Raw genomic sequence first — 23,417 nt, 5'->3', positions numbered from 1 at the left:
GTGGTGCGGTGTTGACGCGCGTACGTGGCTGGCGCCGCGGCTGGCAGGAACGCAGCAAACTGGAACGGATCGACCTGTACTCGCGGCTGACCGTGGCGGCCATCCCCTGGCTCTTCACCCTGACGTGGCAGCTGGCTCCGCTGACGGCGGACATCCACCATGCGCCGCTCCCGCTGGCGCTGGGCCTGGCCCTGCTCGTGGTCTGCCTGGCGCAGTGTGCGCTGAGCAACCGCAACGCGCGGCCGTCGTACGAGCACTACTGCGGCATCTCCGTGTTCCCCCGGCAGCGGATGATCGCACCGCTCACCCTGCTGCTGGTGGCGCTGGGGCTCCTGGCGACGCTGGCCGCCGTGGACGGGGTCGACGGGGACGGGCTGCTGCTGATGGCCATGAACATACCGATGGCGCTGGTGATGACGCAGGCCCTGCTCGTCCCGGTCCGCACGTTCCTGGTCCAGTCGCTCGGCCTCGCCGCGCTGACCACCGGCGTCCTCGCGGCCGCCGGGGTGCGGGGCGGCATCCTGGCCGGCGCGGCGCCGGCCACGCTCTTCGGCTGTGTCCTGGTCCTGATCTCCGTACGTCCGAGCACCTGGAGCCTGAGCGTGATGTGGCAGGCGGAGGAGGCCCGGGACGTACAGGCCCGGCTCGCGGTCGCCGAGGAGCGGCTGCGGTTCGGGCGGGACATGCACGACGTGCTGGGCCGCAATCTCGCCGTGATCGCACTCAAGAGCGAGCTGGCGGTGGAGCTGGCCCAGCGCGGCAGGCCCCAGGCGGTGGACCAGATGGTCGAGGTGCAGCGCATCGCCCGTGCCTCCCAGCAGGAGGTCCGCGATGTCGTACGGGGCTACCGGGAGGCGGATCTGAGTACGGAACTGGCCGGGGCGAAAGGCGTGTTGCGGGCGGCCGGCATCGAGTGCGCGGTGGTGGGCGACAGCGGCGCCGAACTGGCCGCGCCCGTCCAGGCCGCCCTCGGCTGGGTGGTGCGCGAGGCGGCCACCAACGTGCTGCGGCACGGCGACCCCCGACGCTGCACGATCCGGCTCACCGCCTCGGCGGACGAGGTGGTGCTGGACGTCGAGAACGACGGCGCGTCGGCCACGGCCACGGCCACGACCACGACCGGTGATTGCGGTGCCGGGGACCACAGTTCCGGCGGGAACGGTTCCGGGCTGACCGGACTGCGCGAACGGCTCGGCTCGCTCGACGGCTCGCTGGACGCGGGAACGGCCGGCGACGGGCTCTTCCGGCTGACCGCGAGAATCCCGCTGTCCCGCCCGGACGCGGGCCGGAAGCCCGGCGCCGCGCCGTGGACGGCTTCGGGGGCCGTGTCGGGTACGGACGCCGGGGGCGTATCGCGTACGGCTTCCGCTTCCGCTGATGTACGAGGTACGGCTGGTACGGCTGGTACGGCTGGTACGGCTGGTACGGAAACGCGTAGGGCCTTTCTGGAGGAGCGACGATGACTACGGTGCGGGTGCTGCTCGCCGACGACGAGCACCTGATCCGGGGCGCGCTCGCCGCGCTGCTCGCGCTGGAGGACGACCTGGTGGTGGTCGCGGAGGCGGCGACCGGGCCCGAGGCGCTCGCCATGGCCCGCGCGCACCGTCCCGATGTGGCGGTCCTGGACCTGGAGATGCCGGGGGCCGACGGTGTGAGCGTCGCCACATCGCTGCGGTCCGAACTCCCGGGCTGCCGCACCATGATCGTGACCAGCCACGGCCGGCCGGGACATCTGAAACGGGCCCTCGCGGCGGGCGTGCGGGCGTTCGTGCCGAAGACCGTCAGCGCCCGGCAGCTGGCCGGGATCATCCGTACCGTGCACGCCGGGAACCGTTACGTGGATCCGGAGTTGGCGGCCGACGCGATCGCGGCCGGGGACTCGCCGCTGACCGTGCGCGAGGCCGAGGTGCTGGAACTGGCGGCGGACGGGGCGCCGGTCGCGGAGATCGCGGAGCGGGCCTCGCTGACGCAGGGAACGGTACGGAACTACCTCTCGTCCGCGGCCTCGAAGCTCGGGGCCGAGAACCGTCACGCGGCGGTGCGTCTCGCGCGCGAGCGGGGTTGGGTATAGTAGTTCTCGCGCTTCGGCGCTTGCGGACGTAGCTCAGTTGGTAGAGCGCAACCTTGCCAAGGTTGAGGTCGCCAGTTCGAACCTGGTCGTCCGCTCGGTTCAGCAAGAAGCCCCCGATCGGGAAAGACCGGGGGCTTCTTCGTGTGCGGGGACTTCTTTGTGTGCGGGGTCTTCTTTGTGTGCCAGGGGCGGCTACTTCCAGGGCATGCCGGTGAGGAGTTCGTACGCCTCCAGGTACTTGGCCCGGGTCGCGTCCACGATCTCCTGCGGCAGCGCCGGCGGCGGCTGCTCGCTCCCGCGGTCCCAGCCGGAGACCGGCGAGGTCAGCCAGTCGCGCACGAACTGCTTGTCGTACGAAGGCTGGGCGTGGCCCGGCTCCCAGGTGGCGGCGGGCCAGAAGCGCGAGGAGTCCGGGGTCAGCACCTCGTCCGCGATGATCAGTTCCTCGCCACCGTCGGCGGTGGGCGCGAAGCCGAACTCGAACTTCGTGTCCGCGAGGATGATCCCGCGCTCGCGTGCGATGTCACGGGCCCGGCCGTACACGTCCAGTGTCGTGCGGCGCAGCTGCGCCGCCGTCTCGGCGCCGACCTGGCGGGCCACTTCCTCGTAGCTCACGTTCTCGTCGTGGTCACCGACGGCCGCCTTGGTGGCCGGGGTGAAGATCGACCCCGGAAGCTCGGAGCCGTCGACGAGACCCTCGGGCAGGCCGAGGCCGCAGACGGTGCGCGAGGCGTTGTACTCGACGAGACCGGAGCCCGTCAGATAGCCGCGGGCGACGCCCTCGACCGGGACCATCCGCAGCGACCTGCAGACCGTCGTACGGCCGGCCCAGTCGTCGGGGGCGCCGGCCGGCAGCTCGGTGGACAGGACGTGGTTCGGCACGAGGTCGGCGAGCTGGTCGAACCACCACAGCGAGAGCTGCGTCAGCACGCGGCCCTTGTCCGGGATCTCGGTGGGCAGGACCCAGTCGTACGCGGAAATCCGGTCGCTGGCGACCATGACGAGGTCACCGGCCTCGTTCCGGTACAGGTCGCGCACCTTGCCCGTGTGCAGGTGGGTGAGCCCCGGTACCTGTACGGGCTCGGGCTTTTCTACAAATCCGGACACGCTGCCTCCGCGTAGGTTGATCCAGGAGTCGTTCCGATTGTCCCGTATCCGGGTGCGGACGGCAGCGCAGGGGTGCGGCAGTGGCGCGGCAGGGCTGCGGCCCGGGTGCAGCCTGAGTGCGGCCCGGGTGCGGCCCGGGTGCGGCCTGGCGTGGGGGTGTGCCGTGGTCCTCAGGCGCGCTTGCAGATGCGGTCGAGGAGGTTGGCGGTGGCGCGCTGGATGCGCGGGTCCACATGGCCGGGGCGGTCCAGGGCCGGGGACCAGGCGAAGGTGCCGGAGGCGAAGACGAGCGCGCCGGACGGGGCCCGGTAGAGGGACGTCTCCTGGTGACGCGTCGCACCCTCGGTGTCCTGGTACGGGGAGTGGGCCAGCAGGATGCGGTTGTCGTGCTCGGGAAGCGTGGTGCGCGGGAAGTAGCGGTCGGCCTCGCCCGCGACCAGGCCGTCGATCTCGTCGCCCTCGCCCGCGCCGGTCGCGTCCCACAGCCAGTGCTCCGCGTTGCGCACGACCAGGGGGGCCGGGTCGGGGACCCGGCCCGCGTACTGGATGCCGAGGAGCTGCTGCTCGGCGCGGTCGACCTCGCGCCAGAGAGCCGGCTTTCCCGGGCCGCGCCGCTTGCGGCAGGTGAGGAGCCGGTCGGGGACGCCGGACGCCGACGGCGCGAGGCTGACCTGCCAGTACATGGTGTTGGCGGAGAGGAAGACCAGGGAGGTGCCGTTGTCGCGGGCACGTTCGGTGGTGCGGCGCATGGTGACCGACCAGTACTCGTCGTGGCCAGGGAAGACCAGGCCCCGGTAACGGGTCGGGTCGATGCGGCCCGCGTGCAGGTCGCGGGTGTCGGCGTAGGCGATGTCGTAGCCGTAGCGCTCGGCCCAGCGGATGAAGTCGTAGGCGTGGCCGACGTGCAGCGGGAGGCCCGCGCCGGCGTAGGGGCGGTCGAAGGAGACGGTGACCGCCGCGTCCTCCTCGCCCAGCAGCCGGCCCTGCTCGTCCCAGGCGTGGTAGAGGCTGGCGCCGGTGCGGCCGTCCTCCGGGTAGAGGTTGTACGCCTGCCAGGTGATGTCCGGGAGGATCAGCAGCAGATCGGCCGGCTGGTCGTCGCGGACCGTGAACGGGATGTGGGAGCGGTATCCGTCGACCGTCGTGAGCACGGCGACGTAGGCGCCGATCGACCAGTAGGTGGGGATCTGGAGCCGCCAGGACTGCCACCAGTGGTGGCAGGAGACCGTGCGGTCGGCGGCGAGGGGCGCGGGCTGGACGATGCCGGAGAGCCGCGGGCTCGTGGTGATCTTTGCGGCGCCGTCGCCCCCGTAGTGGCCGATGCGGTAGATGTCCACGGAGAACTGCTGCGGCGGGTCCACGGTGATGTGGAAGTCGATCGCCTCACCGGGGGCCGCGGCGCCGGTGGAACTGAAACCCTTGATCTGCCGGTGCACGTCGTCGGCGGTACGGGTGCCGCCGCCGGTGGAACCGCGGGGCAGCGTGGGGTCGGCGTACCAGGGCACTACCTGACCGGTGTCGTCGAAGTAGTTCTCACTGCCGCGCAGCCAGGGGAGCGGCCCCTGCCCGAAGGGGTCGGTGACGGCGTGCGCGAGGGCACCTGATTCCCAACGACGAATCTGCTCCGCCCCCATAATGCGCTTCCCTCTCTCGGGCCCCCGGAACAACAGTGGTGCGCTGCCTGTCAGCGCCGGTCCCCAGCACATCACATAACGCATCCACTCCGTCACCGTTCGTCGCGAATTGACGTTAACGGAACCTGGTCTTCCGGGTATTGGGGGCCGAGGAGTGGTGATATGCCTTGATTACACCCCAGTTGCGCTTCGGGACGCATCGGATACGCACGGGACGCGGGCGGGACGCGGGCGGGACGCGGGCGGGACACGGGCGGGTGCGTGTGCGGGTGCGTGTGCGGGTGCGTGCGGGACGCGGGCGGCGTGCCTGCGGGACGCGACTTCGAGACGTCCGGGACCCGTCTTCGAGACGTCCGGGGCACGTTCGGGTTTGAACCCGTTTCAGACGAGGCGTACGGGCTTGTCGGTACGCACACCGACCGAAGCGAGCCAGGAGTGCAGGGGGCCGGCGTCGCCGTCCTCGACGAGGCTGAGGACCGGGGCGCCGAGATCGGACCGGCGTGCGCCGTCGACCAGCAGCGCGGGACCGTCGAGCCAGTCGAGGCCGGGGGCCGCACCCGCCGTGTCGACCGCGGCGCAGCAGACCATCGCCGCGACGTGGTCGGCGAGCAGCTCGGTCCCCGTACGGGGTGGCTGGAGCGGGAACAGCGGGAGGGGGTCGGGCCCCCAGAAGTCCAGCACGTCCCCACCGGACCCACCGGACCCGCCGGACGGACCGGCACCGCCGATACCGCCGGGCACGGGCTGCGGGGTCTGGCCCTGGGCCTTTCCTCGGGGCTGCCCCTGGCTCTGGGCCTGCGCCTGGGCCTCGTCACGGGCCATGGCGGCGCTGATCCCTGCCGCGAGCTCCTCACCGTTGCCGCTCCCGTTGCCGCTCCCGTTGCCGTCGCCGTTGCCGTTCCCGTTGCCGTTGCCGCTCCCGTTGCCGTTGCCCGAGGCGAGATGCTCGACGACGCGGGCCAGTGTGGGCACCGCGGCACCGGCGACGTCGGATGCGCCGGCGGAGGACGCGGGCGGTACGCCCATGTCGTCCAGGACGCGGTGCAGACGGGCCGCCTCGGTGCGCCACTTCCGGTCGACGACTTCTTCCGGATACTGCTGCCAGTCCACCGGGGACCAGTCGGGCCCCGTCTCCGCGGGACCGCCGTGGAAGAGCCGGGCGGCCAGCAGGGACGCCGCCTCGTCGGCCGCTCCCGGTTCCTCCAGGAGGTCGCAGGCGGGCCGTTCACCGAGCCGGGAGGTGAACCCGTCGGCCAGCCGGTCGCGCCGGGAGAGCTCGGTGAGAGCGGAGACGACACCGGCGTCCAGCCGGGACGGCCAGCGCCCCATCCGCCAGGCGGGCAGCGCGACCCGCGTGAGCAGCCGGTCCCAGCCCGCGTAGGCGAGCCCGACCTGCTCCTGGGCGACGATCCGCAGTCCGTAGTCCACCGCCTGGGCGCGGGTGGACGCCGCGGCGGCGACGCCGCGCTCCATCTCCGCGGCGTGGCTGTGACAGCTGCGCAGCAGCAGCCGGGCTATCCGGCCGATGAAGGCGTGCGGCAGCCGCAGAACCTTGCTCAGCGGTCCCTGGGCGGGTGCGGCCGCGTCGGCGACGGCCCCGTCCAGTCCCCGGACGAAGCGCCGGGCCGCGGCTATGTCGGGATGGGCGGAGGGGCCTGTGCCCGCGACGACCGGGGCGAGCACGGCGCGCAGCTCCGCGACCCGCATCCACCAGAGGAACGGCGAACCGATCACCAGTACGGGCGCGGCCTGCACTCTGCGGTGGCGTCCCGGACCGGTCCCCGGCCCGTCCGGGTCCCGGCGGGCGGCTTCCTTGGCCGCACGGTCGGCGGCCGGATGGGTGCGGTCCTCCAGCCAGCTGTCGCAGTCGGGCGTCAGCGCTATGGCCGAGGGCGCGGGCACGTCGAGGCGATCGGCGAGATCACGGACCAGCCGGTAAAGATCCGGGGCCGCTTTCTCGCTGAGCGGGACGGTCGGGCTGACCGCCGGCTTCGCCCGTACCACCGCGATCGCGGTGGCTGCCGCGACCAGCAGGACGACGACGGCGCAGGCCGTCACGGCCCAGCGCACCGCCTCCCAGCCGCCGCCGTCGACGAATCCCTGTGCGCCCGCGGCGAACAGCACGACGGCGACGGCCGCGGGCAGCAGCGCCGCTGCCGTCGCCCTGCTGCGGATGCGCAGCAGAGCGAGCGCGCGGGCGCGCGCAGCCTGCGCACCCAACTCCTCACCTGTACCGGTACCGGACACGGCTGGATGTCACCCCCTCTGCCCTCGCGACGGTATTGCTCACTCCCCCACTGTGGCACCCGGCACTGACATCGCAATGCCGGTGGGCCAAGTGCCGGAAAGCTTGCGCCGCACCCTAGTTGGGGCTTCGGCGGGCGTCATCCGGATGGCTCAGCCGTCACTCGATGGAATGGCTTTGGGTAAAGCTGCTGACGCGCCGCTGCCCATGGGGCAATGGCGCGTCGGCGGAGGCAGGACCGTTACCGGGACCGGGACAGTTACCGGGACCGGGTACGAGAGGGCGCAGACCTCCGCGCCCTCTCGACGGTGGGGCGTCTCAGGCTTCCGCGGCCTTCCTCGCCAGGTGCTTGTACGTCTCAGGCCTCCGCGGCCTTCTTCGCGATGTCGGTGCGGAGCTGGGAGCCGTCGAGCCGGATCCGGGCCGCCGCCGCGTAGGCGCGTTCGCGGGCGCCCGCGAGGTCCTTGGCGGTCGCGGTGACGGACAGCACCCGGCCGCCGGCGCTGACGACCGCGTCGCCGTCCCGCCGGGTCCCGGCGTGCAGGACGTACGCATGCGGGGCATGCTGTGCCGCGACGTCTTCGAGACCCTCGATCGGGTCACCCGTTCGCGGGGTGTCCGGGTAGTTGTGGGAGGCGATGACCACGGTGACGGCCGCGTCGTCGCGCCACTTCAGCGGAGGCAGCTCGTCCAGGGTGCCATTGGCGGAGCCCAACAGGACACCGGCCAGCGGGGTCTTCAGGCGGGCCAGGACCACCTGGGTCTCCGGGTCGCCGAAGCGGGCGTTGAACTCGATGACCCGTACGCCGCGCGAGGTGATCGCGAGACCCGCGTACAGCAGCCCGGAGAAGGGCGTACCGCGGCGGCGGAGCTCGTCGACGGTCGGCTGGAGGACCGACTGCATGACCTCGTCGACCAGCTTGGGGTCGGCCCACGGCAGCGGGGAGTACGCGCCCATGCCGCCGGTGTTCGGGCCCTCGTCGTTGTCGAGGGCGCGCTTGAAGTCCTGGGCGGGCTGGAGAGGCAGCACGGTGGTGCCGTCGGTGATCGCGAAGAGGCTCACCTCGGGGCCGTCGAGGAACTCCTCGATGACCACGCGGTCGCAGGCGAGCGCGTGGGCACGGGCCGCCTCGACGTCGTCAGTGACGACGACGCCCTTGCCGGCGGCGAGACCGTCGTCCTTGACGACGTACGGAGCACCGAACGCGTCGAGGGCCGTGTCGATCTCGGCGGAGGTGGTGCAGACGTAGCTGCGGGCGGTCGGAACGCCTGCCCCGGCCATCACGTCCTTGGCGAACGCCTTGGAGCCCTCCAGCCGGGCCGCCTCGCCGGACGGGCCGAAGCAGGGGATGCCCGCGGCGCGCACGGCGTCGGCGACCCCTGCGACAAGCGGTGCCTCCGGGCCGACGACCACCAGCTCGGCGCCCAGTTCGGTGGCGAGGCGCGCGACGGCAGCGCCGTCGAGTGCGTCGACGGGGTGCAGTACGGCCACCTCTGCGATGCCGGCGTTGCCGGGGGCGCAGTACAGAGCGGTGACGTCGGGGTCGAGGGAGAGAGAGCGGCACAGGGCGTGTTCGCGGGCGCCGCCGCCGATGACGAGGACCTTCACGGGGTGCAGCCTAGCCGCCGGGGCCGGGCGGCCTTGACGGGCGCCGGTCCGTGGACACCGGGCCAGGGCCTGGCCCCGTGGACACCGGGCCAGGGCCTGCCCGGCGGATCGGGGCCGGGTCGGGGTCGGGTCGGGGTCGGGGCCTGCCTTGCGGGTCGGGGCCTGCCTTGCGGGTCGGGGCCGGGGGTCGGACAGGGCGCGGTGCCCGGTGGCGTGCACCGCGGGGCGCCGGAGCGTCTCGACGGCGCGCGCTCTACTCGTTGGTGAACTCCTCGACGACCGTGGCGCCCAGCTCGCGGACGATCAGGTCGTGGCCGGAGAGCGCGGAGTCGACCAGGTCCGGGTCGTCGGCCTCGGCGGTGTCGTCCTCCGGGGCGACCGAACGGGGTGGTTCCGGAGCGGTGTACGGCGGCGACGCGGGCGCCGCGGCGGACTCGCCGCCCCCCTGCTGCTGCCGCTCCGGGGCCGGCCGGGGCTCGTACTGCTGCTGCGGCGCGGGCGGCGCCGGTCGCTGCGGTGCGGGCGGGGCCGGGGGGCGGCCGCCGCCGGTCTGCGGGGGCTGTCCGGCGCCGCCCGACGGGTCGACGATCGCCTCGATCTTCCACTGGGCGTTGAACCGCTCGGCCAGTGCCTGTTTCAGCACGTCCTCGCTGCCGCTGCTCGTGAAGTTGTCGCGGGCACCGGCGTTGAGGAAGCCGATCTGGAGGGTGGCGCCGTCGAAGCCGGTGACCTGGGCGTTCTGGCTGAGCAGGATCCAGGTGAACCGGCGGCGGTTCTTGACCGCCTCCAGGATGTCGGGCCACATGTTGCGCACCTGCCCGGCGCCCTGCGTCATACCCGGGGCCGGCTCCGGCGCGGCGGGACCCGGAGCCGGTGCCACGGGCGCGGCCGGCGCGGGGGCGGCCTGCGGGGCCGGTGCCTGGCCGGGGGTGGAGGCGGTCGGCCAGCCTCCCGGCCGGCGCCCCTGCTCGGGCGCGGCCGCGCCGGGCCAGGCGCCGGGCCGCTGACCGGCCGCGGGAGCCTCGGCGGGCGGCGGCTGGGCGGGCGGGGCGGGCGGGGCTTCCTGCACCGGGGTGGGCGGCGCTGCCTCTCCGCGTGCGGCGGCACGCGCGGCGGCGGGCCCCGACCCGGCGTCCGGCTGCGCGGCCGGGTACGGCGCGGGAGCAGGGGCCTGCGGGGCCTGAGCCGCCTGAGCTGCCTGAGCTGCCTGAGCTGCCTGCTGAGCTTGCGGTGCGACGGGGGCGTGGGCCAACGCCTCGGGGCCCGGGGCGTACCCCATGGCGGGCCCCGGCCCGGTGGTGGCGAAGGACGCGCCACGCTCCAGCCGGTCCAGCCGCGCCTGGAGCGAGCGCTCGTCGTCGAAGGCCGCGGGCAGCAGTACCCGGGCGCAGATCAGCTCGACCTGGAGCCGCGGCGAGGTCGCCCCGCGCATCTCCGTGAGCCCCTCGTTGACCAGGTCGGCGGCGCGGCTCAGCTCGGCGGCCCCGAAGACGGACGCCTGGGCCTGCATCCGCTCGACGACATCGGCCGGGGCATCGATGAGCCCCTTCTCCCCGGCATCCGGCACAGCGGCCAGGATCACCAGGTCGCGCAGCCTCTCCAGCAGGTCGGCGACGAAGCGCCGCGGGTCGTTGCCGCCCTCGACGACCCGGTCCACGACCTCGAACGCCGCCGCCCCGTCGCCCGAAGCGAAGGCGTCCACGACGGAGTCGAGCAGCGAGCCGTCCGTATAACCGAGCAGGGACGTCGCCATGGCATACGTCACACCGTCATCGGCCGCACCGGCCAGCAGCTGATCCATGACCGACATCGAGTCACGCACGGACCCCGCGCCGGCCCGCACCACCAGCGGAAGCACCCCGTCCTCGACGAAGCTGTCCTCCTTGGCGCACACCTCGGCGAGATAGTCGCGCAGCGTCCCCGGCGGCACCAGCCGGAACGGATAGTGGTGGGTACGCGACCGGATGGTGCCGATGACCTTCTCGGGCTCCGTGGTCGCGAAGATGAACTTGAGGTGCTCCGGCGGCTCCTCGACCACCTTCAGCAGGGCGTTGAACCCCGCCGACGTGACCATGTGCGCCTCGTCGATGATGTAGATCTTGTAACGACTCGACGCGGGCCCGAAGAACGCCTTCTCCCGCAGATCACGGGCATCGTCCACGCCACCGTGCGAAGCGGCGTCGATCTCGATCACGTCGATCGAGCCCGGTCCGTTGCGCGCGAGGTCCTGGCAGGACTGGCACTCCCCGCACGGCGTGGGCGTGGGCCCCTGCTCACAGTTCAGACAGCGGGCGAGGATGCGCGCACTGGTCGTCTTGCCGCAGCCGCGCGGCCCGCTGAACAGGTACGCGTGATTGACCCGGTTGTTCCGCAGGGCCTGCTGCAAGGGGTCAGTGACATGCTCCTGACCGATGACCTCGGCGAACGACTCGGGGCGATAGCGGCGGTACAGCGCAAGGGACGACACACATACGAGGCTATAGGGGCGGACCGACAACCGGCCCCGGGCCGGGCACACCACCGGCCCCGAGAGCACCGTCACGGCGAAGACCAGGCGCCCCGGACACGTACCGGACGGCCCCGGAAACGTAAGGGCCCCCCACGCACCCGCCAGAGCCAACCTACCCTTGCTGCCTTCCGGCCCTGGGGGAGTTCAGTCAGATAGCGCCACGTGAGGGGCTGACGCCCACCTTAGCCGATCCCCGCCCCCACAAGTCCACCTCCCCACCCCTCAGGACCCCGCTGGGACCCCGCCGGGACCGCGAACGGGGAACGGGTTCGCGAGCACTCCTCAACGTCTTGTATTGTTTGCCGCGGAGGATTCGCCTAGTGGCCTAGGGCGCACGCTTGGAAAGCGTGTTGGGGGCAACCCCTCACGAGTTCGAATCTCGTATCCTCCGCCATTGCTCTCACCGGGCAATACGAAGAAGGCCCTGACCAGTTTCGACTGGTCAGGGCCTTCTTCGCGTCCCGACCCGAGACGGCGCAGCCGCAGACCGCGAGCCGCGAGGCGGCAGCCTCTCCGCGATCTTCCGTCTCAGTTGAGGTCTGAGGGGCGACCTTCCGAGCCTTCGACCTCTGCTTCGTCGGCCTCCGAGGTATCGCCCCAGAGCGCGTCACCAACCTGCTGTGCGACGTTCTGCAGCATGGGACCGGCCCTCATCCGAGCAGAGCTGCCCGGTTCCCAACCCATGATTGCGTCCACCACCACGTCGGGGACTCCGAGCAGGAGCAGGACGGTCCCGGCCGTGTGCCGTGCGTCGTGCAGGCGCGTCCGGTGATCGGGCCCCAGCCGGGCGTCCGCCCCATCGCCGCTCACCGTTCCTGGCACACCAGCCAGGTCTTCCACGGCGGCCCACGTCCCGCAACCACCGCCCGACCGCCGCCCCGCCGATCACGAGAATGCGCTGGTAAGGGGCGCGATACCAAGAGTATGGTCTCTTGTATGGCGACGAAGAAGGTAACGGTGACGATTCCCGAGGATCTCTTGGACGAGATCCGTGCGGAGGCGGCGGAACGGGGCATGTCGGCGTACGTAGCCGAGGCGCTGCGCTTCAAGCGCGACCGGGACCGACTGCGGGAACTGTCGGACTGGCTGCAGGAGGAACACGGTCCCCTCACCGAAGAAGAGCGCAGCACTGCGTTCGAGGAGTTGGAGGACCTCGATGCCGAGCACGAGCGCCGGCGCGCCACCGGAACGCACGGTGCCGGAAAAGCCGCGTGAAGAAGCGGTCCGGTGAGCCCGGGCAGCGACCGCTGCGCATCTTCGTGCTCGACTGCGAAGCCCTGTCCCTGGCCGTGCGCGGTGACCGGAAGATGATCGCGTGGCTCGACCTCGCAGCCCGGGGTGAAGCCGAGGTGGTCACGTCTCCGATGACGCTGGTCGAGGCCTACGACGGCAGAACCACCGAGAAGCGCTGGGACTGGGTGCTTTCCCGGCTCGAAGTCGCCGACGTCGGGAAGGACGAGGCCCGCCAGGCCCGCCGCCTGCTGGCGGACGCCAAGCTGCACGGCCACAAGTACGCGATCGACGCAATACTCGCCGTTGTCGCGCGCCAGCAGAAAGGGCGGGTCACCGTCTTCACCTCGGACGTGGACGACCTGGAGAGGCTGGTCCCGGAGTCGATCGTCGTCAAGAAGGTATGACCCGGCACTCCGGTCTCAGTTCTGGTCTCATTCACGCCTGTCCAGTGCCGTTCACCATCCGTCCGATGCCCGGCTCCGTCCTAGGTCAGAACAGCCCCGCCCCGCCCCGAACCCTCGGACGAACATTTGGAAAGCGTGTTGGGGGCAACCCCTCACGAGTTCGAATCTCGTATCCTCCGCCATTGCTCTCACCGGGCAATACGTCGAAGGCCCCCTCAGCTCGCTGCGGGGGCCTTCGACGTTGTCCGTCTCAGTTTCCGTCTCACTTGGGTTCTGCGGAGCCCTCCACGGTGGGCTTCACCCGCTCCCGCACGACTCGCCGGATTCGGACCTGTGGCCCGGCGTTCGGAGACTTCGGGCCGCCTCACGCCCGCCCGGTACCCGACTCCGGCTGTTGGCCCGGCGTCAGGCTGAAGATCCCCGGCTTCGAGGGCGCGCCTGTGGCTCCTTGGACACAGAGTCCGCCGCGACGTCCACAACACTTCTCGAACCAGTGACAACCTCCCGTACCGCCCAGCACGTCAGTACGGCATGAAGCACTTCTCACCGCGCACCGTTGCGGTGCCGGGCGGAGGCGGTCTGTGATCCGGACACCGGACGACCAGGACGTCTCCGCGGTCGGCGTCGGCGGCGACGTCGCCATCGAATTCGGCGAGTTCGCGCGCAGCCGCCAGGCACAGTTGCGCCGTGCCGCGTATCTGCTGTGCGGTGACTGGCACTTGGCCGAGGACCTGACGCAGACGGCGCTGGCGAAGCTGTACGCGGTGTGGCGCAAGGTACGGATGGACTCTCCCGACAGTTACGCCCGCAAGGTGCTGTTCCGTACGTTCGTGGACGAGACCCGGCGGCGGCGCTGGTGGGAGCGGCCCAGTGCCCGCCAGTACGACGTGGCGGCCCCGGCGGACGACCCCGATCTGCGGCTGGTGCTTCTGGCCGCCCTGCGGCAGGTGCCCGCGCGCAGCCGGGCGGTGCTGGTCCTGCGGTTCTGGGAGGACCAGAGCGTGGAGGAGACCGCGGCGGCGCTGGGATGCAGCACCGGCACCGTGAAGAGCCAGACCTCCCGGGGGCTGGCGACCCTGCGCCGCATCCTGGGCGACCGGGCGTCGGCGGCACTGCCCGGGAGCGGGGCCCGCGCCGGTGCGGGCATGGAATCCGGGACCGGTTATCTGAAAGCGGGGTGGTGAGCATGGCGGGCAGGCATGGCGGTGGCGAGGACGGGTTCGCCCTGGCCGAGGCGCTGGGCGAGGCGCTGGGCGGGCTGGATGCCGTTCCGGAGCCGCCGATGCCGGATCTGGTGTCGGGCGCGATCGTGCAGGGTACGCGGATCCGGCGGCGGCGCCGGATCGGTGCGGCACTGGGCAGCGCGGCCATGGCGGCGGTGGTGTCGGTCGGCGCGTACGGGGTGCTCGCCCCGACGCCGGAGACCAGGCGCTCGCTGCCGGCCGTGGCACCGACGGTCTGGCATCCCTCGCTGAAGCTGCTGCGGTCGATCGTCCCGGCGTCGGCCGGCATGATCGAGGCCGCGCAGCCGCACCACTCGCGGCGCCCGGCAACGTACTTCCGGCTGACCGACCCCAGGACCGGGCTGGTGAGCGACCTGTACGTGTCGGTGGCGCGGTCCGCCACCGGGGCTTCCCTGCTTCCGGCGAGATGCCGGGAGGGTCATGGTCCCGAGTTCACCTCCCCGGGGGGTGGCCGCTCGTTCAAATGCTCCGTCATGTCGACGAAGTCGGGGGACCGTGTGCTGGCCTACTACGCGGATGTGCGTTTCCTGCCCGCCCGCAAGGACGACCGGGGCGGTTCGTACACGTTCGGCATCACCCATGTGACAACGGGCGGCTGGGAGGTGCAGGCGCTCATGGGCCCCCATGACGAAAGCGGCAAAGGCCACGTGGTCACGGCCTCGGACTGGTCCGTGCTGACCGACCTGGCCACCGACCCTCGGATCTACGACGCCGTCGAGGAGACCGGCAGTTGACGACCCGTTGATGACCCACTGACGACCCACTGACGACCCACTGACGACAACCCGCACTGCACCACGAATGGATATCTGGCATGCGCATGTCAACCCTTGCCCTACGTAACTCCCTGGTCGCAGCCCTGGCCGTCGCCATGCTGCCGCTGCTCAGCGCGTGCGGAGGTTCGAGCGACACGGCCGCCCCCGACGCCGGTTCGGGTTCCACAGCCGACGGCGGTACGAAGACCGTCGACGGCGCCGCCCAACTCACCATCCCGGACGGCACGGACGACGCGACCAAGAAGATGTACATCGAGGAGAACGCCATCGCGGCCTGCATGAAGAAGAAGGGCTTCACCTACACCCCGCACATGGCGAGTCCGGAGGCCGCCGACTCCCTCGACGGACAGGACTACGCCCTGGAGAAGAAGCAGCGACAGAAGTACGGCTTCGGCACCTACGCGGCCGCCGCCTACCCCGACGACCCGAACGCCCCCGGCGCCAACACCGAGGGAAAAATGCACGGGAAGGTCATCACCCCCGACGACGGGGACGAGAAGGGATTCAGCGCCGCCCAGCAGAAGAGCTACGACGAAGCGCTGAACGGCATCCGGCCCACGACGGGCACGAAGACGGAGAGGGAGCAGCCCGGCGGGTGCTCTGCCGAGGGCAGGGCCAAGGCTTACGGACCGGAACTGAGCATCAAGGATCAGATGAAGGAGCAGGCCGAAAGGGAGGAAAAGAACCGTGCGAACGGGCTGGAGCTCAACGGCGACCCCGAGCTGGTGCAGCTCGCACAGAAGTACGCCAACTGCCTCAAGGCGCAGGGCATTCCGGTCTCCACCACCCAGCCGACCGGCATGTTCGACATGGTGCGGCTCGACCTCACCGAAGAAATGCCGATGCACAAGCCGGAGCTGACCCAGGCGGAGGCGCTGCCTCTGCTCACCAAGGACATCGCCATCGCCATGAAGGACCTGGAGTGCGGCAAGGAATTCCGGGCCGCGTACTTCCCCAAGGAGAAGGCCAACCCGTACTGGGGTTCCGGCGCGTGAAACACCTCAGCGGACGCAGGCAGCTGGGCGCACTGGTCGGCGCGGTGGTCCTGGTGGGCGCGGGCGGCTGGATCGCCGGTACCCAGGTCCACTCCCCCGCCGATGCCGCCGCCGCGCACAACGCGCCGAAAGCCGGCCCGGTGACCGTCCAGGTCCAGCGGCAGTCCCTTATCGCGACCGTGGTGGCGAACGGCTCCATCGAGTTCGCCTCGCCCCAGCCGCTCTCACTGGCCGGCTCCGTGGGCACCGGATCATCCGGCGGCACGGCCGGTGAAGGTGCTGAGCAGCGGGTCACCAAGGCACCGGTCGCCGGTGCCAAGATCAAGGAGGGCGATGTTCTGATGGCGGTCAACGGCCGCCCCGTACTCGCGCTGAGCGGCCGGGTCCCGATGTACCGCGCGCTGGGCCCCGGCACCTCCGGCGACGATGTGAAGCAGCTCCAACGAGCCCTGCGACGGCTCGGTTTCGAGCCCGGCGCGATCAGCGGCAACTACGGCCAGGGCACCGCGGCAGCGGTCACCCAGTGGTACGCGGACAAGGGATACCAGGCGCAGCAGCCGAGCCCGGACGAACAGCAGCAGCTCGGCCAGCTGCAGCAGTCGGTGTCCTCCGCCCAGGAGACGCTCCTCACGATGACCGGCAGCGAAAGCACCGGCGGGACGCAAGCCGCCCCCAAGAAGGACACGGACACGGAAACCGACGGCAACGGCAACGGCAACAGCAACAGCAACGACGGGGCGATCCGGAAGATCCAGCTGGAGTCCGCCCAGAAGTCGCTGGCCTTGGCGAACGCCGCCCTCAGCACCTATCAGACCACTTACGGAACCAAAGTCCCCGCCGGTGAGGCCGTCTTCTTCCCGAAGCTGCCCGTACGGCTGGACAAGGTGACGGTGAAGACCGGGGATTCCGTGTCCGGCCAGATCGGCACCGTCACCGGGTCCGAGCTGGTGGTCCAGACAGTCGTGCCCGGTTCGGACGGCGAACTGCTCAAGAAGGGCATGGCCGTCGAGCTGACGACGGCGGGGGGCGGGAAGGCCCAGGGAACCGTCTCCGCGCTCGGCGCCGACGCCGCGCCCTCGACGGCGGAGGGAGACGGCGAGCAGTCCACGGGGGAGGCGTCACGGGGCACCGAATCCGAATCCGAATCCGGTGACGCCACCACCGCCGAAGCCCCGGCGGCCGGCGACCCCTCGGCCCCGGTCCCGCTGCGGATCTCCGTACCCGACCCCGGCCCGCTGGCCGGTCAGCCCGGGGCCTCGGTGAAGGTGACCATCAAGATCGGCGCCTCGGACGGCAAGGTGCTGACCGTGCCGCTCGCCGCGATACGGACCTCGGCCGACGGAAAGGCCCGGGTGCAGGTGCAGCGCGACTCCGGCGTCAGCGATGTACAGGTCACCGTCGGGCTGTCCGCAGCCGGCCTCGTCGAGGTGAAGCCGGCCGGCGGCGCACTGAAGCAGGGCGACAACGTGGTGGTGGGCAAGTGACTCCCGGCCCGGACGTCGTCATCGAACTCAGCGATGTGGAGAGGACCTTCGACACCGAACCGCCCGTACACGCTCTGCGCGGCGTGAATCTGACCGTACGGCGCGGTGAGCACCTCTCCATTGTCGGGCCCTCCGGATCCGGCAAGTCGACCCTGCTCAACACGCTCGGCCTGCTCGACCGGCCAACCGCGGGCTCGTTCCGGCTCGACGGGGTGGAGACCACCGGGCTGGGCGACCTCGAACGCACCGCGCTGCGCGGCAGCCGGATCGGGTTCGTCTTCCAGTCCTTCCACCTCCTGCCCTACCGGACGGTGGACGAGAACGTCATGGTGGCCGAGGCGTACCGCAAACCGCGCCCCGGACACGAACGCGGCACCCGGCTGGACCGTGCCCGCCAGGCCCTGGAGCGGGTCGGGGTGGGGCACCGGTCGGGCTTCCGGCCGGACCGGCTGTCCGGCGGCGAACGCCAACGCGTCGCCATCGCAAGGGCCTTGATCGGCGACCCCGCACTGCTGCTGTGCGACGAACCCACCGGCAACCTGGACAGCGAGAACACCCTGTCCGTACTGGAACTCTTCGACGACCTGTGTGCCCAGGGCATGACACTCGTCCTGATCACCCACGACGAGGCGGTCAGCCGCCGGGCGAGCCAGCGCGTCCGCATCACCGACGGCTGCCTCACCCCGGAGGCCGTATGACACGCGGGAAACACACGACGCCCGCGCCCCCGGCAGCGGCCGGGGCACGTTCCGAACGCCCCCGGATGGACCCACGGGACCTGTGGACGGAAGCACTCGCCGGCGTCCTCGCCCGCCCGATGCGATCCGCGCTGACCACACTGGGCACGGTGCTCGGCATCACCACGCTCGTCATCACCATCGGTGTGGCCTCCACCGCGGGCAACCAGATCGTCGGCCGGTTCGACGCGCTCACCGCGACCTCGGTGACCGTGAAGGTGCCGCGGACGCAGCCTGGCTCGGTCGACACCGGGCCACTGGTGGACTGGTCGGGGACCGAAGCGGTCCGGCGGCTGGCCGGGGTGGAATCGGTCGCCGCCCTCGGGGACTCCGCCACGACCAACAGCGTCCAGGTCCGGGCCAACGACGTGAACGCACCCGGCGACACCTCCGGACAGACCCTGGCCGTCGTCGCCGCCTCGGCCGGGCTGCCCGCCGCCGTACGCGGCACGATGACCGCGGGACGGTTCTACGACGCCGGCAACCTCGCCCGGCACGACCAGGTGGTGGTGCTCGGCGACCAGGCCGCGCAGCTGCTCGGCATCAGCCGGGTGGAGGATGCTCCCGCGGTCTTCTTCAAGGGCCAGTCGTACACGGTCATCGGCATCCTCGGCGGCATCGAGCGGGAGCAGCGCCTGTCCACCGCCGTCATCATCCCGCCCACCACCGGCGCGGATCGCCTCGGCCTGCGAGACGTCAGCCTCGTACTGGTCAACACCGCGCTCGGGGCGGCCGAGCAGGTGGCGCGCCAGGCACCGATCGCCCTGTCCCCCGGGCACCAGGACTCGCTCACCGTCGTGGCGCCGCCCGACCTGTCCAAGGCACGCGACGGCGTCCAGAACGACGTCAACGGCCTCTTCCTCGTCCTCGGCCTGGTCTCGCTGGTGGTGGGTGCCATCGGCATCGCCAACGTCACCTTGGTGACGGTGATGGAACGGGTCGGAGAGATCGGACTGCGGCGCGCTCTGGGCGCGTCGAGGCGACAGGTGGCCGGCCAGTTCCTGCTGGAGTCGACGACGATCGGCCTGCTCGGCGGCATCGTCGGCGCGGCCCTGGGCATCGCCGTCGTGGTGTGCGTCGCCGTCGTCAAACAGTGGACCCCGGTACTCGACCTGACCTTGGCCTTCGGCGCCCCGCTCGCCGGAGCCCTCGTCGGCCTGCTCGCCGGCCTCTACCCGTCGCTGCGCGCCGCCCGCATGGAACCGGTCGACGCGCTGCGCGCACCGTCGTAGCACCCTGCCGGCTGCCCGGGACGCCCGCGATGTGCTGATGCCTGCGCCCTGGGGACCTGCGCGGTCACGTTGTTGACTGAGGAAAACGGACGGGCATTTCGGGGGCCGGTACGGGCCTCTCGTGCAGAATTGTCGGACATCACAGGTGCGCTGGAGACAGGTCCCTCTGAAGACCCTCATCTGACCAAGCGGGCGAAGGAAGCAGGGGCGCTTCCGTCGCTTGCCCGACAAGCTCCTTGATCACGAAGGAGTCGGGACGGGCACGCCCGCCTTGGTCTCAGTTTTGGTCGCATTCGCCTCCGTCCGGCACCGTCCACCACGAGGCGTCCAGTCCCCTCCGCCCCCGGTCAGGACGAATACGCTCCGCGCCGGACGGGCATACGAAGAAGGCCCTGACCGGTTTCGACTGTTCATGGCCTTCCTCGCGGGAACGAGTACGAAGCCCGAGCGGTAGGCGGTGCGGCGGCGATTGCCAAGGGCGGTCCTGATCCAATCGATCAGCCGACCGCCCCGGCTTCCGGCCTCGACCGGCAACGGCGGGCAGGTTCCACAGATCGCAGTAAGGCCGCACCGGCTCGGAGCCCTCAGCCACCTGCTCCGGTCCCCTTCAACTTCAACAGCGTTTCTGCCCACCGGGCCGGATCAGGATGACGGCGGTGTGCTCCTCGGCAGCGCAGCCGACAGGCACGAGGACTTTCTGACACCACTTCCGCGACTCCTTCAGCTCGTTCTTGTTTCCTCGTCGGCCTCGTGACGACTAACTTTGGACAACTTGACTCGGGTGGAGGGCACATGGCCGGATTGAGCAGGCTCGACGGCAAACGGACTCTGGTGATCGGTGGGGGCGGAGCCGGGATCGGCCGAAGCATCGTCCGTTCCTGCGCAGCCGCCGGGGCGACGGTCGCAGTGGCCGACGTGGACGCTGTACGGGCAACCGAGGCGGCGGACGAGTTGCGTGCGGCCGGGCACGTCTCCCATGCGCTGAGCGGTGACGTCCGCTCCAGCGAGCAGCTCGAAGACGTGATCGTCGGCGCGGCCGAACGGCTCGGCGGGCTGGACATCCTGATCACGGTGGTCGGCGGGCAAGTCGCGTTCGTACCCGCGGTCAAGCTGCACGAGATGACCGACGAGGACTGGGACACCGTCTACGACGTAAATCTGCGCTACGTGGCTCGCGCGGTGCGGCGCGTGTTGCGGCTGTTCCTGGAACAGGGCACCGGCGGGAACATCGTCAGCATCGGCTCGGTCACCGGATTCATGGCCGCTCCGAAGCAGGCCGGTTACGGCGCTGCCAAGGCCGGCCTGTACAGCCTGGCGCGGACCGTCGCTGCCGAGTACGCGGCCGACGGCATCCGGATGAACGTCGTCGCAGGTGGGGCGATCAGCACTGCTGTCAACGCCGGTCCCTCCGACGAATGGGTCCCGGAAATCCCGGCAGGCCGATACGGGACGTCGGAGGAGATGGCTGCTGCGGCCGTCTACCTGGCCTCGGACGAGGCGCGCTACATCACCGGTCAGCAGATCGTGCTGGACGGCGGGGTCTCGGTCCGCGGCCCATTCCCCGAATAACCGGGTACGAGGGCGACCCGGGCCTCATACCGACCCCGGCTCGCCGACGCTTCTGGGTGCCTCCAAGCGAAGGCTGCGGCAGCAGATCCATCGCCACCCTTCCCGTATCGGGGTCGCTGTCCCTGTGACTGACCGCCCGAAAAGGCCATGGCCACCGAGGAACTGCTGAGCGCCTGGCGCAGGGCGTAAGCAGAGGCCGGGCCCGTGGTTGGCAGTCAGCGCACAGCCCGAGCTCCCAGGGTGGGCAGCCCAGCGCTGCGGAGGCTGCTGCCCGCTCGACGGGAGTAATCCGCGTCAAGTCGCTGGACGTTGGGCGGGCAGGCGGGTGAGGGTGAAGCCGCCCGGCGCTCGCACACGGGCCCGCCTCCCACGGAGGGCAACCCAGGGCGGAAGCAGCCGCTTCCCGCTCCACAGCCGTGATCCACATGGCCCGTCGGCTGCGCCGGGCCGGGACACGGGCGAGGGTAAGACCACCCGCCGGCTGCCCAAGGTTCACGAGGGCGGCGAAGGGTCTCGGGCAGCGTAGTAGGCGCGCAGCGCCGCCTCACTGCCGGAGCCCAAAGCCGTCATGATCCGCTGGAAGCGGGCAGAGCGCAGGTCTCCGGCCACGATGATGCGGGGATGCTGGCCGGCGGGCGGGCAGTAGCCGTCGGCGCTTCGGACGAGGTCACCGGACGGGGCGGTGGGTGCGTTCCCGATGCTCACGTACGTGGCGTCTGCGGTGACCACGCGCCGCGCACCGTCCTGCCCCACCACGTCCGCTGTTGCGGCGCCCTCTTCGGAAGGGCGCAGAGTCAGGCGCGCGACGGGCAGGAGCGTGACGCGGGGATCATCGCGGATCTCCTCGACCTTGTACGCGTCCGCCTCCGGGTAGGCGACGAGCAGGCGGGTGTCGGTGTCCGGGTGGGCGCGCAGGAAAGTGCCGATCGGGCGGTCACCGCCGAGGACGAGGAGCGTGCGGCCCTCGCCGTCGTCCGCGTCGGCCTGCCAGAGCGGGGGCAGGGTGAGGCCGCTGGGAACGGTGATCCAGGGGACGTCGCAGGGCTGGAGGGGGCCGACGCCGGTGGCGACAACGGCGTACGGGGCAGTCAGGCGCGCACCGGTGTCCAGGGTGGCGGTGACGTGGTCGTGATCGGCGCGGAGTTCGACGACCTGGCGACCGAGTTCCAGGCGGCACGGCTCCGTGCTTCTCAGCTCGGCGGTGATGGCGTCGGCAAGCGCGGGGCCGCTGGTGTGGCCGCCGAGGACGTTGTTCAGGGCCGGGATGCGGTAGAGGTTGCGGCACAGGGCGTCCGGCTCGATCAGGACCGAGCGCATGCCGACGCCGGCGGCCATGCGGGCGGCGGCGCAGCCGGCCGGCCCGCCTCCGATGACAAGCAGGTCGGTGTCCTGGGATGCGGGCGAACCGGTACGGGGCGAGGTGTCGACCATGGGGCTATTCCAGCACCGGCGCCCGTGCGAAAGCAGTGAGTTGCTCCACCACATGATCAGTGGTGACGAGTTGGCTGGATCCGATCAGGCGGCGTGCAACAACGAGTCCGGCGTCGTGCACGTCCGGGCCCGCGTCGGTGGCGCAGGCGTCGGTCACGATCCAGGGCGCGTAGCCGCGCTCGAAGGCATCGGCTGCGGACTTCAGGACGCAACTCTCGGTGGCGATCCCGCAGAAGACTAGGTCGGTCCAGCCGGCCTGGCGGATCAGTCCGTCCGCCTCGGGAGTGAACAGCGTGTACCCGGTCTTGTCGATGACCTTGTGCGCGTGGGCGGCGGCCTCGGCGAGTTCGGGCACGATGTCGGTCTCGGGCGATTCTTGGAGCCGGTGCCACTGGAAGAAGCGCTCGTAGGAGCTGCCGGGGTAATTGAAATAGCGGGTGAAGATCACCGGCCGGCCTACGGCCGTCCACTGGGCGGTCAGGCCGGAGACCGCTGGTACAGCGTGGCCGCTGTGGTGGTTCACGAAGCCGTTCTGCATGTCGATCACGACCAGCGCGGCGCTGCCGACGTCCATCCGCCGTCTCTCCTGCCTCTTGCCCCTCAGCCAACGCCCTCGCGTAGAACGTCCTGCGCGGCGCGCAGCCGTTCGGCCAGCCCGCTGGTCTTCATGATGGCCTCTCGCATCAGAACGTGTTGAGCGGTCTCCTGAGCGCGGGCCGTCGTGAGCCGGAAGTACGCGGCGCGCAGAAAGCGCCAGCCGTACTGCTCGGGCATGGAGGGATCTTGTCCGTCCTCGATCATCTGTTGGACCTGGTGAGTGAACCACCACAGGGCCTGAACGATCAGCTCGCAGATGATCAGCTCGCCGATCGTGAGGCTGCGCTCGTGGGAGTGGGACGCATGGCGTCGACGGCCACTTCCCGAGTGGGTCCTCCGACTCCCTGTGCGACGTCTGCGAGGGTGCCGCCCGTCACGTGCTGGTACCGGGCCGCCATCGCCGTGGACGACCAGCCCACGGTCTGCGTCACGACCCGCTCGGGTACACCGAGGATGAACAGACAGAACGAGCATGGTGCTCGGGTACGGCACGCTCCGTTCTTGATGCCCACGTGCTCTCCGAAGCGGCCACCGGGGCCG

19 protein-coding genes, 2 tRNA genes, 1 other RNA gene and 3 pseudogenes are annotated in these 23,417 nt (G+C 71.1%); 14 read left to right on the top strand and 11 right to left on the bottom strand.

What is annotated here, in order from left to right; all coding sequences use genetic code 11:
• Positions 1–8 precede the first annotated feature (8 nt).
• The 3 genes from ACZ6S6_RS30855 to ACZ6S6_RS30845 all read left to right on the top strand — a co-directional run bounded on the left by ACZ6S6_RS30855 (position 9) and on the right by ACZ6S6_RS30845 (position 2,166).
• The gene (locus tag ACZ6S6_RS30855) at positions 9–1,463 is read left to right on the top strand and encodes a sensor histidine kinase (RefSeq protein WP_469708049.1); all 1,455 of its coding nucleotides are present in this window, start codon (positions 9–11) and stop codon (positions 1,461–1,463) included.
• Positions 1,460–2,071: a response regulator transcription factor gene (locus tag ACZ6S6_RS30850; RefSeq protein WP_362960113.1), complete on the top strand. Its 612-nt coding sequence runs from the start codon at positions 1,460–1,462 to the stop codon at positions 2,069–2,071. Before ACZ6S6_RS30855 ends, ACZ6S6_RS30850 begins: the two co-directional genes overlap by 4 nt.
• A 22-nt stretch (positions 2,072–2,093) precedes the next feature.
• Positions 2,094–2,166 (top strand) — tRNA-Gly (locus ACZ6S6_RS30845).
• A 97-nt stretch (positions 2,167–2,263) separates the two neighbouring features.
• On the opposite strand, the gene ACZ6S6_RS30840 is transcribed toward ACZ6S6_RS30845, so the two are convergent.
• From ACZ6S6_RS30840 to ffs, 6 genes are all read right to left on the bottom strand, one after another.
• Positions 2,264–3,178, bottom strand: coding sequence for a phosphoribosylaminoimidazolesuccinocarboxamide synthase (locus ACZ6S6_RS30840; protein WP_469708047.1), 915 nt, complete (start codon positions 3,176–3,178; stop codon positions 2,264–2,266).
• Between the two features lie 170 nt (positions 3,179–3,348).
• Positions 3,349–4,812, bottom strand: coding sequence for a N,N-dimethylformamidase beta subunit family domain-containing protein (locus ACZ6S6_RS30835; protein ID WP_469708045.1), 1,464 nt, complete (start codon positions 4,810–4,812; stop codon positions 3,349–3,351).
• Between the two features lie 381 nt (positions 4,813–5,193).
• On the bottom strand, positions 5,194–7,059 hold the full coding sequence (locus ACZ6S6_RS30830) for a M48 family metalloprotease (protein ID WP_469708043.1): 1,866 nt from the start codon (positions 7,057–7,059) through the stop codon (positions 5,194–5,196).
• 356 nt (positions 7,060–7,415) lie between these two features.
• On the bottom strand, positions 7,416–8,666 hold the full coding sequence (gene purD, locus ACZ6S6_RS30825; RefSeq protein WP_469708042.1) for a phosphoribosylamine--glycine ligase: 1,251 nt from the start codon (positions 8,664–8,666) through the stop codon (positions 7,416–7,418).
• Between the two features lie 253 nt (positions 8,667–8,919).
• Positions 8,920–11,133, bottom strand: a complete 2,214-nt coding sequence (locus ACZ6S6_RS30820; RefSeq protein WP_469708040.1) for a DNA polymerase III subunit gamma and tau — start codon at positions 11,131–11,133, stop codon at positions 8,920–8,922.
• Between the two features lie 121 nt (positions 11,134–11,254).
• Positions 11,255–11,349, bottom strand: an RNA gene (gene ffs, locus ACZ6S6_RS30815) — signal recognition particle sRNA small type.
• Positions 11,350–11,481: 132 nt separating this feature from the next.
• Here ffs and ACZ6S6_RS30810 point away from each other — a divergent pair.
• Positions 11,482–11,569 (top strand) — tRNA-Ser (locus ACZ6S6_RS30810).
• A gap of 134 nt (positions 11,570–11,703) precedes the next feature.
• On the opposite strand, the pseudogene ACZ6S6_RS30805 reads toward ACZ6S6_RS30810, so the two are convergent.
• Positions 11,704–11,937 (bottom strand): annotated as a pseudogene (locus tag ACZ6S6_RS30805) (hypothetical protein); the annotation flags it as partial.
• Between ACZ6S6_RS30805 and ACZ6S6_RS30800 the strand changes: the two are divergent.
• From ACZ6S6_RS30800 to ACZ6S6_RS30755, 10 genes and pseudogenes are all read left to right on the top strand, one after another.
• Positions 11,938–12,042: pseudogene (locus ACZ6S6_RS30800) on the top strand (phosphorothioated DNA-binding restriction endonuclease); the annotation flags it as partial. It lies immediately after the preceding pseudogene.
• A 69-nt stretch (positions 12,043–12,111) separates the two neighbouring features.
• Positions 12,112–12,390: a CopG family transcriptional regulator gene (locus ACZ6S6_RS30795; protein WP_405389601.1), complete on the top strand. Its 279-nt coding sequence runs from the start codon at positions 12,112–12,114 to the stop codon at positions 12,388–12,390.
• A complete protein-coding gene (locus ACZ6S6_RS30790; protein WP_362960041.1) occupies positions 12,387–12,812 on the top strand; it encodes a type II toxin-antitoxin system VapC family toxin in 426 nt (141 codons plus the stop codon). The genes ACZ6S6_RS30795 and ACZ6S6_RS30790 overlap by 4 nt, the downstream gene beginning before the upstream one ends.
• Before the next feature lie 584 nt (positions 12,813–13,396).
• On the top strand, positions 13,397–13,996 hold the full coding sequence (locus ACZ6S6_RS30785; protein WP_362961617.1) for a SigE family RNA polymerase sigma factor: 600 nt from the start codon (positions 13,397–13,399) through the stop codon (positions 13,994–13,996).
• A 2-nt stretch (positions 13,997–13,998) separates the two neighbouring features.
• Positions 13,999–14,790 carry a hypothetical protein gene (locus tag ACZ6S6_RS30780; RefSeq protein ID WP_469708038.1) on the top strand — a complete coding sequence of 264 codons (792 nt, stop codon included), beginning with the start codon at positions 13,999–14,001 and terminating at the stop codon, positions 14,788–14,790.
• Between the two features lie 80 nt (positions 14,791–14,870).
• A complete protein-coding gene (locus ACZ6S6_RS30775) occupies positions 14,871–15,827 on the top strand; it encodes a hypothetical protein (RefSeq protein WP_469708036.1) in 957 nt (318 codons plus the stop codon).
• Positions 15,824–17,311 (top strand): peptidoglycan-binding protein, encoded by a 1,488-nt coding sequence (locus ACZ6S6_RS30770; RefSeq protein ID WP_469708034.1) that lies wholly within the window; start codon positions 15,824–15,826, stop codon positions 17,309–17,311. Before ACZ6S6_RS30775 ends, ACZ6S6_RS30770 begins: the two co-directional genes overlap by 4 nt.
• Positions 17,308–18,009: an ABC transporter ATP-binding protein gene (locus tag ACZ6S6_RS30765; protein ID WP_469708032.1), complete on the top strand. Its 702-nt coding sequence runs from the start codon at positions 17,308–17,310 to the stop codon at positions 18,007–18,009. The genes ACZ6S6_RS30770 and ACZ6S6_RS30765 overlap by 4 nt, the downstream gene beginning before the upstream one ends.
• A 65-nt stretch (positions 18,010–18,074) precedes the next feature.
• Positions 18,075–19,280: an ABC transporter permease gene (locus ACZ6S6_RS30760; protein ID WP_362961595.1), complete on the top strand. Its 1,206-nt coding sequence runs from the start codon at positions 18,075–18,077 to the stop codon at positions 19,278–19,280.
• A gap of 792 nt (positions 19,281–20,072) precedes the next feature.
• Entirely contained in the window at positions 20,073–20,849 is a 777-nt protein-coding gene (locus ACZ6S6_RS30755; RefSeq protein WP_362961593.1) for an SDR family NAD(P)-dependent oxidoreductase, read from the top strand.
• 492 nt (positions 20,850–21,341) lie between these two features.
• On the opposite strand, the gene ACZ6S6_RS30750 is transcribed toward ACZ6S6_RS30755, so the two are convergent.
• The 4 genes and pseudogenes from ACZ6S6_RS30750 to ACZ6S6_RS30735 all read right to left on the bottom strand — a co-directional run.
• Positions 21,342–22,280 carry an FAD-dependent oxidoreductase gene (locus tag ACZ6S6_RS30750; protein ID WP_469708030.1) on the bottom strand — a complete coding sequence of 313 codons (939 nt, stop codon included), beginning with the start codon at positions 22,278–22,280 and terminating at the stop codon, positions 21,342–21,344.
• Between the two features lie 4 nt (positions 22,281–22,284).
• Positions 22,285–22,854, bottom strand: a complete 570-nt coding sequence (locus ACZ6S6_RS30745) for a cysteine hydrolase family protein (protein ID WP_362961589.1) — start codon at positions 22,852–22,854, stop codon at positions 22,285–22,287.
• A 26-nt stretch (positions 22,855–22,880) separates the two neighbouring features.
• Positions 22,881–23,054, bottom strand: coding sequence for a hypothetical protein (locus ACZ6S6_RS30740; RefSeq protein WP_469708028.1), 174 nt, complete (start codon positions 23,052–23,054; stop codon positions 22,881–22,883).
• Positions 23,055–23,137: 83 nt separating this feature from the next.
• Positions 23,138–23,338, bottom strand: a pseudogene (locus ACZ6S6_RS30735) (hypothetical protein); the annotation flags it as partial.
• Positions 23,339–23,417 lie beyond the last annotated feature (79 nt).

It is taken from the genome of Streptomyces sp. NPDC048671, assembly GCF_055587045.1.
The sequence above is the reverse complement of the archived record's forward strand: the minus strand, read 5'-3'. Positions and strand labels throughout refer to the sequence as shown.

Bases quoted from the DNA above. Each gene is read 5' to 3' on its own strand.
- ACZ6S6_RS30775 (WP_469708036.1), top strand. From the start codon at position 14,871: ATGCGCATGTCAACCCTTGCCCTACGTAACTCCCTGGTCGCAGCCCTG.
- ACZ6S6_RS30795 (WP_405389601.1), top strand. From the start codon at position 12,112: ATGGCGACGAAGAAGGTAACGGTGACGATTCCCGAGGATCTCTTGGAC.
- ACZ6S6_RS30760 (WP_362961595.1), top strand. From the start codon at position 18,075: ATGGACCCACGGGACCTGTGGACGGAAGCACTCGCCGGCGTCCTCGCC.
- ACZ6S6_RS30780 (WP_469708038.1), top strand. From the start codon at position 13,999: ATGGCGGGCAGGCATGGCGGTGGCGAGGACGGGTTCGCCCTGGCCGAG.
- ACZ6S6_RS30750 (WP_469708030.1), bottom strand. From the start codon at position 22,280: ATGGTCGACACCTCGCCCCGTACCGGTTCGCCCGCATCCCAGGACACC.
- ACZ6S6_RS30835 (WP_469708045.1), bottom strand. From the start codon at position 4,812: ATGGGGGCGGAGCAGATTCGTCGTTGGGAATCAGGTGCCCTCGCGCAC.
- ACZ6S6_RS30740 (WP_469708028.1), bottom strand. From the start codon at position 23,054: ATGCCCGAGCAGTACGGCTGGCGCTTTCTGCGCGCCGCGTACTTCCGG.
- ACZ6S6_RS30850 (WP_362960113.1), top strand. From the start codon at position 1,460: ATGACTACGGTGCGGGTGCTGCTCGCCGACGACGAGCACCTGATCCGG.
- ACZ6S6_RS30745 (WP_362961589.1), bottom strand. From the start codon at position 22,854: ATGGACGTCGGCAGCGCCGCGCTGGTCGTGATCGACATGCAGAACGGC.
- ACZ6S6_RS30755 (WP_362961593.1), top strand. From the start codon at position 20,073: ATGGCCGGATTGAGCAGGCTCGACGGCAAACGGACTCTGGTGATCGGT.